18 protein-coding genes are annotated in these 18056 nt (G+C 41.8%); 6 read left to right on the top strand and 12 right to left on the bottom strand.

Features of this window, described 5'->3' with window-relative positions; all coding sequences use genetic code 11:
- Positions 1-23: 23 nt before the first annotated feature.
- Positions 24-290, bottom strand: coding sequence for a UPF0223 family protein (locus MKY50_RS08070; protein ID WP_014479696.1), 267 nt, complete (start codon positions 288-290; stop codon positions 24-26).
- A 184-nt stretch (positions 291-474) separates the two neighbouring features.
- Between MKY50_RS08070 and speA the strand changes: the two genes are divergently transcribed.
- Positions 475-1947, top strand: coding sequence for an arginine decarboxylase (gene speA / locus MKY50_RS08065; RefSeq protein WP_014479695.1), 1473 nt, complete (start codon positions 475-477; stop codon positions 1945-1947).
- 38 nt (positions 1948-1985) lie between these two features.
- Here the strand turns inward: speA and MKY50_RS08060 are convergent, their stop codons facing one another.
- Positions 1986-2105 carry a GapA-binding peptide SR1P gene (locus MKY50_RS08060; RefSeq protein ID WP_003232305.1) on the bottom strand — a complete coding sequence of 40 codons (120 nt, stop codon included), beginning with the start codon at positions 2103-2105 and terminating at the stop codon, positions 1986-1988.
- Positions 2106-2523: 418 nt separating this feature from the next.
- Here MKY50_RS08060 and slp point away from each other — a divergent pair, with 418 nt between their 5' ends.
- Positions 2524-2898: a peptidoglycan-associated lipoprotein Slp gene (slp, locus tag MKY50_RS08055; protein WP_003245672.1), complete on the top strand. Its 375-nt coding sequence runs from the start codon at positions 2524-2526 to the stop codon at positions 2896-2898.
- Positions 2899-2942: 44 nt separating this feature from the next.
- Here slp and lpdA read toward each other — a convergent pair whose 3' ends face one another.
- The 5 genes from lpdA to MKY50_RS08030 form a co-directional block, all read right to left on the bottom strand.
- Positions 2943-4355: a dihydrolipoyl dehydrogenase gene (gene lpdA, locus MKY50_RS08050; protein ID WP_003232309.1), complete on the bottom strand. Its 1413-nt coding sequence runs from the start codon at positions 4353-4355 to the stop codon at positions 2943-2945.
- A 4-nt stretch (positions 4356-4359) separates the two neighbouring features.
- The gene (pdhC, locus tag MKY50_RS08045) at positions 4360-5688 is read right to left on the bottom strand and encodes a pyruvate dehydrogenase complex dihydrolipoyllysine-residue acetyltransferase (protein ID WP_003232311.1); all 1329 of its coding nucleotides are present in this window, start codon (positions 5686-5688) and stop codon (positions 4360-4362) included.
- 114 nt (positions 5689-5802) lie between these two features.
- On the bottom strand, positions 5803-6780 hold the full coding sequence (gene pdhB / locus MKY50_RS08040) for a pyruvate dehydrogenase complex E1 component subunit beta (protein WP_014113660.1): 978 nt from the start codon (positions 6778-6780) through the stop codon (positions 5803-5805).
- A gap of 3 nt (positions 6781-6783) precedes the next feature.
- A complete protein-coding gene (gene pdhA, locus MKY50_RS08035) occupies positions 6784-7899 on the bottom strand; it encodes a pyruvate dehydrogenase (acetyl-transferring) E1 component subunit alpha (protein ID WP_003222294.1) in 1116 nt (371 codons plus the stop codon).
- A gap of 423 nt (positions 7900-8322) precedes the next feature.
- Positions 8323-8994 (bottom strand): YkyA family protein, encoded by a 672-nt coding sequence (locus tag MKY50_RS08030; protein ID WP_080529277.1) that lies wholly within the window; start codon positions 8992-8994, stop codon positions 8323-8325.
- A 213-nt stretch (positions 8995-9207) separates the two neighbouring features.
- On the opposite strand from MKY50_RS08030, the gene MKY50_RS08025 reads away from it, so the two are divergent.
- Both MKY50_RS08025 and def read left to right on the top strand, forming a co-directional pair.
- Positions 9208-9366, top strand: coding sequence for a YjcZ family sporulation protein (locus MKY50_RS08025; protein ID WP_003232317.1), 159 nt, complete (start codon positions 9208-9210; stop codon positions 9364-9366).
- Between the two features lie 109 nt (positions 9367-9475).
- Positions 9476-10030, top strand: coding sequence for a peptide deformylase (gene def, locus MKY50_RS08020; protein WP_003245474.1), 555 nt, complete (start codon positions 9476-9478; stop codon positions 10028-10030).
- Positions 10031-10065: 35 nt separating this feature from the next.
- Here the strand turns inward: def and MKY50_RS08015 are convergent, their stop codons facing one another.
- Positions 10066-10839, bottom strand: coding sequence for a Cof-type HAD-IIB family hydrolase (locus MKY50_RS08015; protein ID WP_341117299.1), 774 nt, complete (start codon positions 10837-10839; stop codon positions 10066-10068).
- Positions 10840-11224: 385 nt separating this feature from the next.
- Here MKY50_RS08015 and rnpZA point away from each other — a divergent pair, with 385 nt between their 5' ends.
- Positions 11225-11434, top strand: a complete 210-nt coding sequence (rnpZA, locus tag MKY50_RS08010; protein WP_003222303.1) for an RNA polymerase subunit omega 1 — start codon at positions 11225-11227, stop codon at positions 11432-11434.
- 5 nt (positions 11435-11439) lie between these two features.
- A complete protein-coding gene (gene rnjA, locus MKY50_RS08005) occupies positions 11440-13107 on the top strand; it encodes a ribonuclease J1 (RefSeq protein ID WP_003245660.1) in 1668 nt (555 codons plus the stop codon).
- Between the two features lie 33 nt (positions 13108-13140).
- Here rnjA and ade read toward each other — a convergent pair whose 3' ends face one another.
- The 4 genes from ade to kinC form a co-directional block, all read right to left on the bottom strand.
- Entirely contained in the window at positions 13141-14874 is a 1734-nt protein-coding gene (ade, locus tag MKY50_RS08000; RefSeq protein ID WP_227057429.1) for an adenine deaminase, read from the bottom strand.
- A gap of 155 nt (positions 14875-15029) precedes the next feature.
- A complete protein-coding gene (ktrC, locus tag MKY50_RS07995; protein WP_003222311.1) occupies positions 15030-15695 on the bottom strand; it encodes a Ktr system potassium transporter KtrC in 666 nt (221 codons plus the stop codon).
- Positions 15696-15757: 62 nt separating this feature from the next.
- Positions 15758-16591, bottom strand: a complete 834-nt coding sequence (locus MKY50_RS07990; protein ID WP_003245146.1) for a gamma-glutamylcyclotransferase — start codon at positions 16589-16591, stop codon at positions 15758-15760.
- A gap of 15 nt (positions 16592-16606) precedes the next feature.
- Positions 16607-17893, bottom strand: a complete 1287-nt coding sequence (kinC, locus tag MKY50_RS07985) for a two-component sensor histidine kinase KinC (RefSeq protein WP_033883806.1) — start codon at positions 17891-17893, stop codon at positions 16607-16609.
- Positions 17894-18056 lie beyond the last annotated feature (163 nt).

Raw genomic sequence — 18056 nt, 5'->3', positions numbered from 1 at the left:
GGGATATCCCCCGGCTCTTTTTCTTACATCTTAATCTTCGCGATATCAGATTCTCTCGCCTGTTTGACCGTGCGATAAGGAGAATATGTACTTTGTTCCTCAAACTCGCCGCATAGCTTTTTTTCCTCGGCCTTCCCCGGTACAATTTCCTTGAAACGGCGGTAAGCTTTAAGCAGTTCTTCACGATCCGCCCCTTTTTCATATGCAAGCTCAACCTGCTGGAAAAATGCAATCACATCCACTGCTTCTTCGGTTGTCCAATCTTCATTCATCGGATATTGATACTCCATTTTCTTCACTCCTTGTAGATTTACTTCCCTTAAGAGAAAGCATCTTCATTTGATCATAAATTGTTCTTTACATTCTTTCAAGTTCATAATATAATTCATTTGTTTTACGTCTAAAAGACGGTTGAGAAACTGATTTTAATACACACTATTATGCATAGGTATGATTACAAAGGTGGGAAAACAATTGTCGCAACATGAAACACCCTTATACACAGGACTGAAAAAGCATGCAAGCAGACAGCCTGTTCAATTCCACATTCCCGGCCATAAAAAAGGGGCAGGAATGGACCCAGAATTCAGACAATTTATCGGTGAAAACGCGTTAAGCATAGATTTGATTAATATTGAACCATTAGACGATCTGCACGCGCCAAAAGGCATTATTAAACAAGCACAAGATCTGGCTGCTGAAGCATTTGGCGCGGATCATACATTTTTTTCTGTTCAAGGAACAAGCGGCGCCATTATGACAATGGTAATGGCTGTTTGCGGACCTGGCGATAAAATTATTATTCCAAGAAATGTTCATAAATCAATTATGACAGCTATTGTATTTTCCGGAGCGGTTCCAATTTTTATTCATCCTGAAATTGACAATGAATTGGGCATCTCCCACGGCATTACACTTGAATCTGCTAAACGGGCGCTTACCGAACATCCGGATGCAAAAGGGCTTCTCGTCATCAACCCGACATATTTCGGTGTTGCAGCCGACTTAAAAAGCATCGTAGAACTCGCTCATTCGTTTGATGTGCCAGTGCTTGTGGATGAAGCACACGGCGTTCACATTCATTTTCACGATGAATTGCCGCTTTCAGCTATGCAGGCAGGAGCAGACATAGCAGCGACAAGTGTCCACAAACTGGGCGGATCACTGACACAAAGCTCTATTTTAAACATGAGAGAAGGCCTTGTATCTAAAGACAGAGTGCAATCCATCCTGAGCATGCTGACAACTACGTCAACTTCTTACTTGCTTCTCGCTTCTTTGGATGTTGCCAGAAAACGCCTTGCAACAGAAGGCCACCAGCTTGCTGAGGAAACACTCAAGCTTGCCAATCAGACGAGAGATCGCCTCAATCAGATTGAAGGCATTTATTGTGTCGGTTCTGAGATTCTTGGGTCGAAAGCAGCTTACAGCTATGATCCGACTAAATTGATTATCTCTGTGAAAAGTCTTGGCCTGACAGGACATGACGTGGAAAAATGGCTTCGTGAATCCTTTAATATTGAGGTGGAGCTTTCTGATCTGTACAATATTTTGTGTATTTTCACTCCTGGTGACAGCCAAAATGATGCAGACCGGCTTGTAGAGGCTTTAACTGAGATCGCACAGCAAATGTCAGAACAAGATGTAACACATCAGCAAACTGAGGTTCTGCTTCCAGAAATACCTTTATTGGCAATGACTCCGCGTGATGCTTTCTATGCAAATACGGAAGTCATCCCATTAAAAGAAGCATCCGGACGGATTATTGCTGAATTTGTCATGGTATATCCGCCTGGTATTCCAATCTTCATCCCAGGAGAAATTATTACAGAAGAAAACATCAGCTACATTTTTAAAAACCTTGACGCAGGCCTCCCTGTTCAAGGACCTGAGGACTCGACTTTACATATGATCCGGGTCATCAAAGAACAAAAAGCAATTCAATAAAAAATAAAAAGCATGCGGCTTTAAGCCGCATGCTTTTTTTACTCTTCATCAACAGGACATTGACATTGTCCGCAGCATGTTCCGTATAATGTTGTCACTTTCTCATCTTCAAAGTAATGAATGGCTTCGTTGCAATCTTGGCAAACAATCGTACCCATCTCTTATTCCCCATTTCTTTGAAATTTGAAAACGCTTAATTTCTTTTGTTGTTATTATATTAATATGTCACATTTAAAATGTCAACAATAAACTGTATAACACATTTAATTTTAGATCATCATATAGACCGTGCTTTTCCATTTTCCCTCATACAATATCTTCTTCATACAGAAGCTTTACTCGATATATATGCCACAGCACATAATGTAATTTCACGTTTTCTTGAACTTTCATCCAAGAATGCAGCAAAAAATTCAATATACCCCAGGTTGCTATTTTAAACGATTGATATAATATGTAATCTCACTTTAAAAACGGTTTCAATTATATAACAATTAGGTAACAAGAAGCAGATTAAGCCGCCTCTCGTGATAAACTAAAGCTAGTTAACTACTGTTTATACAGAGGAGAAGATAGATGCGATATCGCGCGGTATTCCCCATGCTGATAATAGTATTTGCTTTATCGGGCTGTACGCTTTCCACCATCAATCCGATGAAAAAAAGCCGGATTGACAACATTCATCATACACAAATCCTGTTTTTTTCTGATGAGAACCAAATAGACCAGGAAGCGCCTTATTACGATGCACTGCTTGATTTAGAAAAAGATTATCCCGAGCAAATAGATAAAATGAAGGTCTATGATAAAAAAGAAGGCTGGGAAGATGAGATTGAAACTGTCCCTACCCTTATGGTTGTTGATCAGCGCCATGTCGTGGTGAAAATCGAGGGATGTGTGAAAAAGAAAGAAGACATCATTAAACCATTACAGCATGTGCTGTCAAAATAAAAAAACAGCCCCGCTTTGAGCGAGGGCTGTTTTTGATATGAAAATTATTTTACGATGTGAATTGGACTTCCGATTGCCACTTCAGCAGCTTCCATTGTGATTTCGCCCAATGTTGGGTGAGCGTGAATTGTCATCGCGATATCTTCAGCAGTCATGCCGCCTTCAATCGCTAAGCTTAATTCAGAAATCATATCAGAAGCACTTGCTCCGGCGATTTGTGCACCGATCACAAGACCGTCCTCTTTACGAGTGATCAGCTTCATGAAGCCGTCTGTTTCGTTAAGAGAAAGCGCGCGGCCGTTTGCGGCAAATGGGAATTTAGCAGCAACAATGTCAAGACCTTCTTCTTTCGCCTGTGCTTCAGTGTAACCAACTGATGCAAGTTCAGGCTCAGAGAAAACAACCGCAGGAATACCAAGGTAATCGATTTCTGCAGGCTCTCCAGCGATAGCTTCTGCTGCGATTTTACCTTCGTAAGATGCTTTATGAGCAAGCGGCGGTCCTTCGATGATATCACCGATTGCATAAATGTTAGGTACGTTTGTGCGGCACTGTTTGTCAGTTTTCACGATACCGCGGTCCGTCATTTCGATACCGACTTGCTCAAGACCAAGCTCATCAGTGTTTGGACGGCGTCCTACTGTAATCAATACGTAATCAGCATCAACAGTTTTTTCTTCGCCTTTTACTTCGAAAGTAACTGTTACGCCGTCTGGTCTTTCTTCAACGCCTTTAGCCATCGCGTTTGTATGGATTTCAACGTTGCCTTTTTTCTTCAGTCTGCGTGTAACGAGAGAACTCATTTGTTTTTCGAAGCCAGGAAGAATTTCATCTCCGCCTTCAAGAATAACAAGTTCAGTACCGAAGTTAGCATACGCAGTTCCAAGTTCAGTTCCGATGTATCCGCCGCCGATAACAACGAGCTTTTTAGGAATTTCTTTAAGAGCCAAAGCACCAGTTGAATTCAGCACACGCTCACTATATTTGAAGTTTGGCAATTCGATAGGACGAGATCCAGTAGCAATGATTGCGTTTTTGAACGTGTATGTTTGAGCAGAGTTCTCATCCATCACACGAACTGAATTGCTGTCTACAAAGTAAGCTTCACCTTTTACAACATCTACTTTGTTGCCTTTAAGAAGACCTGCTACACCGCCAGTAAGCTTGTTGACAACAGAAGCTTTCCATTCTTGAACTTTTGTGAAATCAACTGTTACATTCTCAGCAGTGATTCCCATGTCATCAGAATGTTTTGCATTCTCATAACGGTGACCTGCATTGATCAGCGCTTTTGAAGGGATACATCCAACGTTCAGACAAACGCCTCCAAGAGTTGCTTTTTCAACGACTGTTACTTTTTGTCCAAGCTGTGCAGCGCGGATGGCAGCTACATAGCCGCCAGGTCCCGCACCAATTACAAGAGTATCTGTTTCAATAGGGAAATCTCCTACTACCATAACATTACGCCTCCATTAAAATTAATTGTGGATCGTTCAGTAAACGCTTGATGTGATTTAATGCATTTTGCGCAGTTGCTCCGTCGATCATACGGTGGTCGAAGCTGAGAGAAAGAGCTAAGACTGGAGCTGCTACGATTTCGCCATCACGAACAATCGCTTTTTCTGCAATGCGTCCGATACCAAGAATCGCAACTTCTGGATGGTTGATAACCGGAGTGAACCATTGTCCGCCGGCAGAACCGATGTTTGTAATTGTGCAAGATGCGCCTTTCATTTCAGCTGGAGCAAGCTTGCCTTCACGAGCTTTTGTTGCAAGGCCATTGATCTCATCAGAAATTTCAAAGACAGATTTACGATCTGCATTTTTCACAACCGGTACAAGCAAGCCTTTTTCAGTGTCAGCAGCGATACCGATGTTGAAGTAATGTTTTTGGATGACTTCATCTGTTTTATCGTCAATGGACGTGTTTAAAACAGGGAATTTTTTCAGTGCAGATGTAAGAGCTTTTACAACGTAAGGCAAGTAAGTCAGCTTGATTCCTTGATCAGCAGCAACCTGTTTGAACTGTTTACGATGTGCAACAAGGTTTGTTACGTCCACTTCGTCCATTAACGTTACGTGAGGAGCAGTGTGTTTAGAGTTAACCATCGCTTTTGCAATTGCTTTACGGATACCGCTCATTTTTTCGCGTGTTTCTGGGAATTCGCCCTCTGGAGCTGGTGCAGCAGCCGGTTTAGCAGCTGTTTCTTGTGGTGCAGCTGTTTCTTGCGGTGCAGCTTCTTGCGCTCCTCCGTTTACAAAGCTGTCGATATCTTCTTTTACAACACGTCCGTTGTTGCCTGAACCAGTAACCTTACGGATGTCTACGCCTTTTTCACGAGCATATTTACGTACGGAAGGCATAGCGATCACGCGTTTGTTCGGGTCAACTTCAGCTTGATCCTGCTGTCCTGCGCCAGTAGCTTTTGCAGGCTCTTGAGCTTGCTCTTCTTTCGCAACGTCTTGTCCAGCTTCTGCAGTTGACTGAACTTGTGCTTCAGTTTTCGCATCGTCAGACTCGTCGCTGCCTTTAAATTGAAGATCTTCGTAACCAGGTGCATCAAACGTAATAATCGTTTGTCCAACAGTTGCAACCGTTCCCTCTTCAACTTTTAATTCTAATACTTTTCCTTTAACAGGTGAAGGAATTTCTACTACTGCTTTATCATTTTGGACTTCAGCCAGTACATCATCTTCGTCTACCTCGTCGTTAGGCTTGACAAACCATTTTACGATTTCGCCTTCGTGGATACCTTCCCCGATATCTGGAAGTTTAAATTCAAATGCCACAGTTCTCGACCTCCTAGTTTGATTAAGCAATTTTAAAGTTTACATCGTAAGCATTGAAAACAGATATATAATAGAGGGAAAACGTTCATCTTCCCTCTCGATTATGCAGTTTGATTAAAATTCAAGCACTTTTCTTGCTGTTTCAAGAACGTCTTTATGGTTTGGAAGCCATACGCTCTCCGCTTGAGAGAAAGGAAATACTGTATCTGGCGCTGCAACGCGAAGTACAGGTGCTTCCAAGCTCAGGATCGCACGGTCATTAATTTCTGCTACTACGTTTGCAGCAATACCGGCTTGTTTTTGTGCCTCTTGAACGACAATCGCGCGTCCTGTTTTTTCTACAGAAGCGATAATTGTATCGATATCAAGTGGGCTTACTGTACGAAGGTCGACAACTTCAGCAGAAATGCCGTCTTTTTCAAGCTCCTCAGCAGCTTTTAACGATTCATGAACCATTGCGCCGTAAGTAATGATTGAAAGATCAGTACCTTCACGTTTCACGTCAGCTTTTCCAAGCTCAATTGTGTATTCTTCTTCAGGAACTTCCTGACGGAAAGAACGGTAAAGCTTCATATGCTCTAAGAAGACAACAGGATCATTGTCTCTGATCGCAGAAATTAAAAGTCCTTTGGCATCGTAAGGAGTTGATGGAATCACAACTTTGATACCAGGCTGTTGTGCAACAAGACCTTCCAAGCTGTCAGCGTGAAGTTCAGGAGTATGAACACCGCCGCCGAATGGAGAACGAATTGTTACAGGTGAAGTCCAGCGTCCGCCAGAACGGTAGCGCATACGAGCCATTTGGCCAGAAACTGAATCCATTACTTCATAAACAAATCCGAAGAATTGGATTTCCATTACCGGACGGAAGCCGTTTAAGCCTAAACCAAGGGCAAGACCGCCGATACCAGATTCAGCAAGTGGCGTGTCAAACACACGGTCTTCACCGAATTCTTTTTGCAATCCTTCTGTCGCACGGAATACGCCGCCGTTTACACCAACGTCTTCTCCGAAAACTAAGACATTTTCGTCATTTTTCAGTTCTGTGCGTAACGCATCCGTGATTGCTTGAATCATTGTCATTTGCGCCATGGCTTACTTCGACTCCTTCTGTGTATAAATTTCAAATTGCTCCTCAAGGTTGTGAGGCATTTTTTCGTACATGATTTTCATTAAATCAGTTACTTTTTGCTTCGGTTCAGCATCAGCTTTTTTGATCGCTTGCTTAATTTCTTCTTTCGCATCCTCAATTACTTTTGCTTCTTCTTCTTCAGACCATAAGCCTTTGTTTTCAAGGAACGCACGGAAACGTACAAGCGGATCTTTTTGTTCCCACTCATTTTCGATTTCTTTTGTACGATATTTAGTAGGATCGTCACCAGCCATTGTGTGCGGGCCATAACGGAATGTAAGTGTTTCAATTAGTGTTGGACCTTCGCCGTTGATTGCACGCTCGCGTGCTTCAGCAGTTGCTGCGTATACAGCAAGCGGATCCATTCCGTCTACTTGTACGCCGACAATACCGGCAGCTACAGCTTTTTGTGCAATTGTTTCAGCTGCAGATTGTTTTTCAACAGGAGTTGAAATCGCGTAACGGTTGTTTTGTACCACGAAGATTGCAGGTGCTTTGTAAGCTCCGGCAAAGTTAATTCCTTCGTAGAAGTCCCCTTGAGAAGCTCCGCCGTCACCAGTGTAAGTGATTGCGACAGCTTTCTTACCGCGTTTTTTAAGACCTAGCGCAACACCGGCAGTTTGAATGTATTGAGCACCGATAATGATTTGTGGAGAAAGGGCATTCACATCATCAGGCATTTGGTTTCCTCTGAAATGTCCGCGAGAGAAAAGAAACGCTTGATATAATGGAAGGCCGTGCCAAATTAACTGAGGCACATCACGGTATCCAGGAAGAACAAAGTCTTCTTTTTCAAGCGCGAAATGCGTTGCAATCTGAGAAGCTTCTTGACCCGCAGTAGGAGCGTAAAATCCGAGACGTCCTTGACGGTTTAATGAGATAGAGCGTTGGTCAAGCACACGCGTAAATACCATGCGGCGCATTAGCTCTTTTAATTGATCATCAGTTAAATCAGGCATCGCCGCTTCATTCACGACTTCTCCCTTTTCATTTAAAATTTGGAACGTTTCGAACTGCTTTTTAATGGCATCAAATTGCTTCTTACTGTCAACGATAGCTTTTTTCGTTTTTGCAGCCATACTAAGTCACCTCTTCCTTTCTTTTAAACAGTCATTAGACGTGCATTCCTTTTATACATACAAACTTAGGGTACCCTAAAGTATCAGCAGTAAGTCGTATTATATTTTAGCCGATCCCCAGTTTGCCAAAACCTTTTATGTAGGATAGTTACACTCTGCTTTGAACTGTATTATTTCGAAGTTGTAAAAAACTAATACAACACCGCTTAACATGGATTAGTTTACACCAAATAAAGAAGAACCGTCAATCGTTTTCATCGCTGATTTTCAATAAATGTATTCGCTTTACATTTTCATCAAAAAAACAGATGCCAACCGCACCCAAAACTGTACTAGTATACCTTACTATGCTGTACTACAATAGAAATGAAAATTTTGAACGAAATCCGAATCGCATTTCATTCAAAAAAAGAGCTGATCGAGTCAGCTCTTTTTCACACGATAGCCTGCAGCATCATATAAATCTTCCCGGGCTTTATTATATTTTTCGGTTTGTTCATTAAATTCTCCGCTATATTTAAGGATCTTTTCATAAGAAGCATTGACTTTATCGATCTGCTGATCCAGATCATCTCTTGTCAAATCTTTGTCTTTCAGCTGCATATACAGTTTTTTATTAAGCTCAAGCGCTTTTTTATACTCTTTATACATAGTGCCATATGATGTATATCTTTTCTCCATATGGTTTGCTGCGGCATCGGCCTTTTCTTTTATGTCTTTTTCCTTAATATGTTCCGCTGACGTTTTTGCTTCCTCAAATTCTGTTTCCGATTTTTTCATGCTGTCATTTTCAAGCTTTAGGTGTTCTTCGCGCTTGCTGACATTTTCAAGCGCCTTATTAGATAAAGCAACAATTTTTTTATAATCATCCATATTGAGCTTCATAACACTATCGTAAAGCTGATTTTCTTTGGCCTCTAATTCTTTGAGTGTGTTTTGTTCTTCTTGAAACGGCTTTTCCGATTCCGCGGCTTTTTCTAATGAATGATGAACTGAATCAACCGGGTCCTGTCCCATGCATCCTGTTAATATCAGTGCCATGGCACAAAAAGCTCCGATCTTGATTCCAGGCCGCCGTTTTATAGCGTCTTTCACGTTAAATCCCCCAATCTTGACAATTTCTACTATAGAATCCATGGGGACATTTGGCAATAGCCGTGCTGTATAAATGCAATACTGAAATTAAATCAAAAAAGTGAAAAATCAGGACAGATGACCATACAACTTTTTTGTTTTTACATAGGTTATATTAGACGCTATGCCTACTTATAAAGGCTCTGGCGTAATTAAAAGAGGAGGTTATGTAATATGTATGGATATGGTTACGGCGGAGGCTGCTGCAGTTATGGTGGTTACGGATATGGTGGCTGCGGATATGGCTACGGCCGCACCTTTGCGCTAATCGTTGTTTTATTCATTCTGTTAATCATTGTCGGAGCTGCTTATTTAGGTGGAGGCTGTTGCTAACCACACAGCATGAAATTGACCAGCCATATACGGCTGGTCATTCGTTTCGTTGCACCTTTGTGAAGAAATCCGATATAATTTACATATTAAGCTTTAGGAGTGAAGTTTCTTGATTACTATGGAAAACATCGTACGTGACGGCCATCCAGCCCTCAGAGAGACTGCCGAACCTGTTGAGCTGCCTCCAACTGATGCAGAAAAACAGCAGCTGGCCGACATGATCGAATTTGTTAAAAACAGCCAAAATCCAGAATTAGCCGAAAAATACAAGCTGCGCCCTGGCGTAGGACTCGCAGCTCCTCAAATTAATATCAAAAAACGAATGATCGCCGTTCATGCGGAAGATGCTTCCGGTAAATTATACAGCTATGCTCTGTTTAATCCTAAGATCGTCAGCCATTCAGTTGAAAAAAGCTACTTAACAAGCGGCGAGGGCTGCCTCTCTGTGGATGAAGCGATTCCCGGTTATGTTCCCCGCTATGCTCGCATCAGAGTAAAAGGAACAACACTAGAAGGCGAAAATATTGATATTCGTTTAAAAGGATTTCCGGCTATTGTGTTTCAGCATGAGATCGATCATTTGAACGGCGTTATGTTCTATGATCATATTGATAAGGAAAATCCTTTCAAAGAACCTGAAAATGCAATCGCAATTGAGCGCTAAAAGAGAAAACGGCTGGCACAATGCCAGCCGTTTCTTTATTTTAAAAGGCCCAATTCTTTGACAGCGTATGCAATTCCATCCTCGTCCACCGGTTTTGTTACAAAGTCCGCGATTTCTTTCAGTTCGGGAACAGCATTTCCCATAGCAACGCCTGTCCCAACGTATTCAATCATTTGCAAATCATTTAATCCGTCGCCGAAAGCATATGTATCGCCGATATCAAACGGAAGACGCTCAATCACTTTTTTGATTCCTTCTGCCTTCGAACCTCCGTGCGGCAGAACATCAGTCGATAGCTCATGCCAGCGAACTAGATCAAACTCAGGAAAAGCGGCATAAGCTTTTTCTTCTTCACCCTGACAAAATAAAAGAAGCTGAAAAATTTCTTTTCCTTCATAAAAAAGGTCATCGGTCTCTGGATAATCTGTTTTAAGGCTGCCGATTCCCTCGAGAACATGGGGGTGATCCGCAACAGTCGCTTTCATCGTGTCCTCAGCCATAAACACAACAGGATGCTTGCCTTCATCCGCCTGCTTTAATAATCGCCTGATTGCATTTTCAGGCAGCGGATTTTTATAAATCACTTGATTTTCAAAGACAACAAACTGTCCATTGTAGGAAATAAATGAGTGGATGCCCAGCTCCTCCAAAATCGGCTTAACCAAAAATGGAGACCGGCCGCTGGCAATAAACACATGATGCCCTTGGCGCTGAAGCTCCGCCACGGTTTTTCTCGTACTTTCCGGTATATTCTTATCATGATCATATATTGTGCCGTCAATATCAAAAAAGATTAATTTAGAATCCATCGCAACTTCCCCTTTATCGTCTTGGTCTGCAATTCCCACCCTCATCATACAAAAAGATTGTCATTCAGCAAACAATTTCGTTCAAAAATCATATTAAATTCCATTAATAACCACGAAAAGTCTTCCTCAATCTCCGTATACTATTTGTATAAAAGAACTCTGGGACAAATTTTTCATTAAAGGAGGGACTGGCTAATGCTGCGTAAATTAAGAAAGAAACTCAGAAGACAATGGAACGGAATGCTCCGTAAGAAAGCAATTGCCTGACAAGGGATCTTTCACTTTTTGAGAGATCCTTATTTTGCTCAAGGCTTTCCTTATATTCCGTTTTCGAATATAATAGAATGAGCGAGTCTAACATACGGCATTTAAGGAGAGATTTGGAATGATTTATAAGGTATTTTATCAAGAGAAGGCTGACGAAGTACCTGTTCGGGAAAAGACAGATTCACTTTATATTGAAGGCGTATCTGAGCGTGACGTCAGAACAAAGCTGAAAGAAAAGAAATTTAATATTGAGTTTATTACACCTGTTGATGGTGCATTCTTAGAATATGAACAACAGAGCGAAAATTTTAAAGTATTGGAGTTATGAGCGGTATGAAATTTGTAAAAAATGATCAGACTGCTGTTTTCGCCCTCGGAGGTTTGGGCGAAATCGGTAAAAATACGTACGCGGTGCAATTCCAGGATGAAATTGTACTGATTGATGCGGGGATCAAGTTTCCCGAGGACGAACTGCTCGGAATTGACTACGTCATCCCTGATTATACGTATTTAGTCAAAAACGAAGATAAAATTAAAGGGCTTTTTATCACCCACGGGCACGAAGACCACATCGGCGGTATTCCATACCTGCTCAGACAAGTGAATATTCCTGTATACGGCGGAAAACTCGCGATCGGCTTACTTCGGAATAAACTTGAAGAGCATGGATTATTGAGACAGACGAAACTGAACATTATCGGCGAGGATGATATTGTAAAGTTCCGCAAAACGGCTGTGTCATTCTTCAGAACAACACACAGTATTCCGGATTCCTACGGCATTGTTGTAAAAACGCCGCCCGGAAACATCGTACATACTGGGGATTTCAAATTCGACTTTACTCCAGTCGGCGAGCCGGCAAACTTAACGAAAATGGCCGAAATCGGTAAAGAAGGCGTTTTGTGCCTTCTTTCAGACAGCACAAACAGTGAAAATCCGGAGTTTACCATGTCTGAGCGCCGTGTAGGAGAAAGCATTCATGACATTTTCCGCAAGGTGGACGGCCGAATTATCTTCGCCACATTTGCGTCGAATATTCACCGCTTGCAGCAGGTAATTGAAGCTGCTGTACAAAATGGAAGAAAAGTTGCCGTATTTGGACGCAGTATGGAATCGGCTATCGAAATTGGACAGACACTCGGTTATATTAACTGTCCTAAAAATACGTTTATTGAGCATAACGAAATCAATCGTATGCCTGCTAATAAAGTAACAATTTTATGTACAGGAAGCCAAGGGGAACCAATGGCGGCGTTATCAAGAATTGCAAACGGCACACACCGCCAAATTTCAATCAATCCTGGGGATACAGTCGTATTTTCTTCATCCCCTATCCCAGGCAACACAATCAGCGTGAGTCGAACAATCAACCAGCTGTATCGTGCGGGTGCTGAGGTTATTCACGGCCCTCTTAACGATATCCATACATCCGGTCACGGCGGACAGGAAGAACAGAAGCTGATGCTTCGTTTAATCAAGCCTAAATTCTTCATGCCGATTCACGGTGAGTACAGAATGCAAAAGATGCATGTCAAACTTGCAACAGATTGTGGCATCCCAGAGGAAAACTGCTTTATCATGGATAATGGTGAAGTATTAGCACTTAAAGGCGATGAGGCTTCAGTTGCAGGAAAAATCCCGTCCGGTTCAGTGTACATTGACGGAAGCGGTATCGGTGATATTGGCAATATCGTACTTCGTGATCGCAGAATTCTCTCTGAAGAAGGACTTGTCATCGTTGTTGTCAGCATTGACATGGACGACTTCAAGATTTCAGCGGGTCCTGATTTGATTTCCAGAGGATTTGTGTACATGAGAGAATCTGGCGACTTGATCAACGACGCTCAAGAGCTCATTTCAAATCACTTACAAAAAGTAATGGAACGAAAAACGACTCAATGGTCTGAAATCAAAAACGAGATTACAGACACTCTTGCGCCTTTCTTGTACGAAAAAACAAAGCGCCGTCCAATGATCCTGCCGATCATTATGGAGGTTTAAAAAAAGAGGCACTCCCTAAGGGAGTGCCTCTTTTTATTGCAGTGATATGTGTTGAAATGATTTTACATCGAATAATCCCGTAGTCGTCATTTTAATATCAGGAATGACAGGCAACGCTAAAAACGACAATGTCAAAAATGGATTAAATCCGCCTGTGAAACCGATTAACGGCAATTTATCATGAAGCGTCAGCAAGCTTTGATTCACTTGCTCTGCAGATTGGTCGGATAATAACCCTGCAATCGGCAGCGGTACTGAATGGAGCTCTTCCCCATTTTTTATAATCGTTAATCCTCCGCCAATTTCCTGCAGCTTATTAACTGCCGCCGCGATATCCTCATCATTCGTTCCGACAGCAATAATATTATGGGAGTCGTGTGAAATGGTTGTGGCAATCGCTCCGCTCTTGAATCCAAAACCTTTCACAATACCAAGTCCGGTTTCTTTTAATCCTTTATGCCGCTCGACAACTGCAATCTTTAACAAATCAAACTCAGTGTCAGGCTCAAATTCGCGGGCATCAGGAGCCGGAACTTGTACTAATCGTGTTTCAAGCTGATTTGGTATGATTTGAATGACATTGATCTGCTCCTCTGAATCGATTGGCATATGAAAATCCTGTTTGTTAAGAGGAGCAGCAAGCTTAACAGAATCAAGCAGTGCCTGATCTGGTGCTGCAGTTGAAGCATGATCCTGATAGACCGCTTTGCTGTCTTCAGCAACAGTCTGCCCTTTTACCATCGTCATTGTGACAGTGACATTTTCCAGATCAGATACAAAGAGCAAATCAGCGTCAAAACCCGGGGCAATCGCTCCCTTTGTATCTAATCCGTAGCATTCGGCCGCATTGAGGCTTCCTAATTGATAGGCTAAAAACGGATCAAGTCCAGCTTGAATCGCCATTTTCACCTGATGGTTTACACTTCCCTCTGACAATAAATCATCCACATGCTTATCATCCGTACAAAAAAAGAAACGGCGTGCGTTCTTTTCATTCACCGCCGGAAGCACATTGAGCGTGTTTTTGGCGACTGATCCTTCACGCATCATGACATACATGCCTCTTCTGATACGATCAAGGGCTTCTTCCTTCGATGTTACTTCATGGTCATTTAAGACAAATGCGGTTCTATAAATGTTAATGAGATCTGTTGATAAACCAGCTAAATGACCGTCTATCCGTTTTCCTGCCACACGGGCATCGAGCAGTTTCTGAACCATGTCTTCTTCAGCCTGCTGAACCGACACATAATCCATAACTTCAGCCAGTCCTAATACTTCTTCTTCTTCATAAAAAGGCTTGAGATGGGCAGCTTTGAGAATTGCGCCTGATCGCTCAAAACTCGCGGCAGGCACACTGGAAGGAAGCATAAAATGGATATTCAGCGGTGTATGCCGAGCTTGTTCAAGCATAAACACAATCCCTTTTTCACCAGACACATTCGCGATCTCATGCGGATCTGTAACAACCGTCGTCACGCCATGAGGCAACACTGCTTTAGCGAACTCAATCGGTGTAACCATTGACGACTCAATATGTACATGTCCATCAATAAAACCCGGAACAATCATTTGTCCCTCTGCATCAATGGTATTTTCACCTTCATACTCACCGAGGCCTACAATAACTCCATCTGTAATCGCAATATCTTCATATATCCATTCTTGATTATATACGTCCATGATTTTTCCGTTTTTAATGACGATATCAGCTTTTTGTCTTTTGGCTGAAGCATTCAGCCTATTGACTAGCGCTTCTTTATTCAAATAGGCCCCTCCTCTTTTTTATTATATGGTACAATATGCTATCGGAACACCTGTGCTTAGTCAATGAAATTTCAAGAAATTGACGCTCAGTTCATTAAAGTTGTTATATTCTGATAATATGAAAAACCGCCCTTTGAGGACGGCTTATTTGGCTGCTATTTTGTATGAAGAACTCTTTTTTCGAAACGGGAGATGTCTGTAACTGATCCAATAACAATGAGTATATCTTCTTGGTGGATGACTTCGGTTGCAAGCGGTGATACGATAACTTCCTTGCCCCTTTTTATGGCTACGATATTAATACCGTATTTTGCGCGAATATCTAAATCGAGAAGTGTATTTCCAGCCAGGCGGCTGTTAGCTACGATTTCAACAAGACTATGCTCTTCAGACAGCTCCAAATAGTCAAGTACATTGTTGGACACGATATTATGCGCAATTCGTTTTGCCATATCGCGTTCCGGGTGGACGATGTGATCCGCACCAATTTTAGACAGCACTTTTTCGTGATAATCGTTCTGCGCTTTAACTGTAATCGTATGGACGCCAAGTTCTTTCAGAATGAGTGTCGTTAAAATACTCGCTTGAATATTTTCCCCGATTGCTACAATAACGTGGTCAAAATTTCGCAGGCCTAAATTTTTCAGGACAGATTCGTCTGTCGAATCACCGATAACTGCGTGAGATGCAATCTTGGCATACTCGTTGACTTTATCTTCATCGATATCCATTGCCATAACCTCGACGCCTTCTTCGCTTAATGCTTTGCAAATACTGCCACCAAAACGGCCCAGCCCAATTACCGCAAATTCTTTTTTCATCGTGGTGCTCCTTTATATGACATGATATTGATCAAATTTTATCATATTCTTTTGTTACAGTGTTATCCTTTTGGCAGCGAATTCATATGCCGCTTGAGCTTTTCAGTAAACTCAGGCGACAAATACAGCTCCGCTCCGCGTTCGATTTCAATCTGATAGTGCTGAGGCGGGGCAATTTCCGCTTCTTTTTGGAGGACGAGAAAGGTTAAACAGTCTTTGTAGTGCCTTCCGCCAGCTTCAACGTCTACAAATGCCGGCCGATACGTAAGAGATTCGACGCCCTCCCTTTTATATAGATAGGAGAGAGCAGAATAAGGGATACGGTATAAAACGCCTTCTGTTGTTCCTCCGTCTTCCAACATGTCCGCTCTTGAACCGTCTTCCCTTTTTAGCGTGAAGCGGGTTGTGTATCCTTTTAAAACAGCTCTTCCTACTGGATCTTGAAAATAGTGATCGACTCCCGCTTTTTGAAAGCGGGCATTATCCATGCATGATCCATAGGCAAAATAATAAATGGGATTTTTCGATTTGCTGATCATCTGATGTTCTTTCCAGTCGCCGCTGCTTATTTTCGTAAAACCGGCACACCCGTCTTTGTTCATAAAATAAATAAGCGCAATTTTAATCCCGACATCCGTTTCTACAAACACCGTTTGTTTATGATATCCTTGAAAAAATTGATCGAGCTTATGTATACACAATTCATCTGCTTCATATACTTCGCCATATATATAGCCTTCATCTTCATCATTGAAAACAACTGTGGGCCCCTCTTTTGCAGCAAACAAACTTCCCTTTGTTCTCGCCTGCTCATTGATACATGCCGATTGTGCCAGCAAATGGTGGTTTTTTTCATGCTTTCTTAATGTCCCGTATACAAACAGAAGCGAGTTCACTTTATTTTTCTCCTCTCAGCTGTCTGATTTTAAAGGCAAAACCACTTGAAAGACGCTGCCTTTTCCAGCTTCACTTTCGATTTTCAATTCCCCGTCATGTTCCTTCAGGATTCTCAAACAAATGGGAAGTCCCAGTCCAGTGCCCTTTTCTTTTGTTGAATAAAAAGGTTTGCCAATCTGCTTCAGCTTTTCCTGCGGCATGCCGTTTCCTTCATCCTTTACGCTTATCACTGCATGAGAGGCGGTTTTAGCAGTTGAAATGGTTACGACACCGCCCTTTGGCATTGCCTCAATTCCGTTTTTAATGATGTTGATAAAGACCTGCTTCAGCTGATTTTCGTCTCCATTAATCATACAGCCATCTGTCTCTTTGAAATTTTTCTCTATGACGATATTGGACAGAATTGCATTGGTATCAAGCAATGTCGTGACTTGTTTCAAGATCTCATTAAGCTGGTGTGTTTTAAATGTGATTGCCTGCGGTTTTGCAAGCAGCAGCAGCTCGCTGAGCACTAAATCGATTCTTTTAATCTCTGAAAAGATGATGTCAAAATAGTCTTTTCTGTCCGGATATTGTGTTTTCATAATCTGGAGGAAACCGCTGACAGATGTTAAAGGGTTTCTGACCTCATGAGCAATACCTGCGGCAAGTTCACTTGTGATTGATAGTTTCTGGGATTCCCTCGCCAGCCGTTCATTAATCTCAATGAGCTCATCTTCAGCCTCTTTCCGCTCAGTGATATCTGACATTGTACCCAGGCTGCCTGTAAATTGGTCATCCCGGTCATAGTAAAGTTTATAATGAACTTCTCCCCAAAAAATCGTGCCGTTCTTTGTCACGTATTTTGCCGTAAACATGCCAGCAGACGCTTTGTTTTGGATTTGGGTGTTAATGTGGTCGGCTACGTGCTTTTCTTTTATGAAGTAATCATTATACATTGTTCCCATACATTCACTGATTGAAAACCCGGTTATAGATGCCCACGCTTGGTTTAAATATGTAATTTCGCCTTTTGCATTTGTTTGAAATACGATTTCCTGCAAATTATCCATGATGCGGTTTTTTTCTTCAGAAAGCTGTTTATACTTCCATTCGTTATCCTTCATTTTCTTAACCAGCTGCTGTTTCTCATCAATATAATAAGCCAGCATCCAGACACTTACCAGCGTGACTGCAGTATACACAATATCAACAGGCCAATTAATCGGGTTTTTGCCTATAAAATAAAATAAATAATCCCAAAACATTATAAAAATCATTGCCAAAATGATGGAAATGATACGAGCTTGATATTTTCTCATATGACCACCTGCCGCTTGTGTTTCTCTACTTATTGTACCATTCTTCGACAAATAATTGAGTAAAATATGTAAAGTATCCCAAATCATTCATTACCAAATATCTTGATGTCTTATCTTAGGCGGAGGTAATCAAAAATTGATACGCAAAAAAGGCGGAGATGAT

Origin of the sequence: Bacillus sp. FSL R7-0685 (assembly GCF_038002425.1) — a bacterium.
Taxonomy (GTDB): Bacteria; Bacillota; Bacilli; order Bacillales; family Bacillaceae; genus Bacillus; species Bacillus subtilis.
Note: the sequence above shows the minus strand (reverse complement) of the source record. Positions and strands in the feature narration are given on the sequence as shown.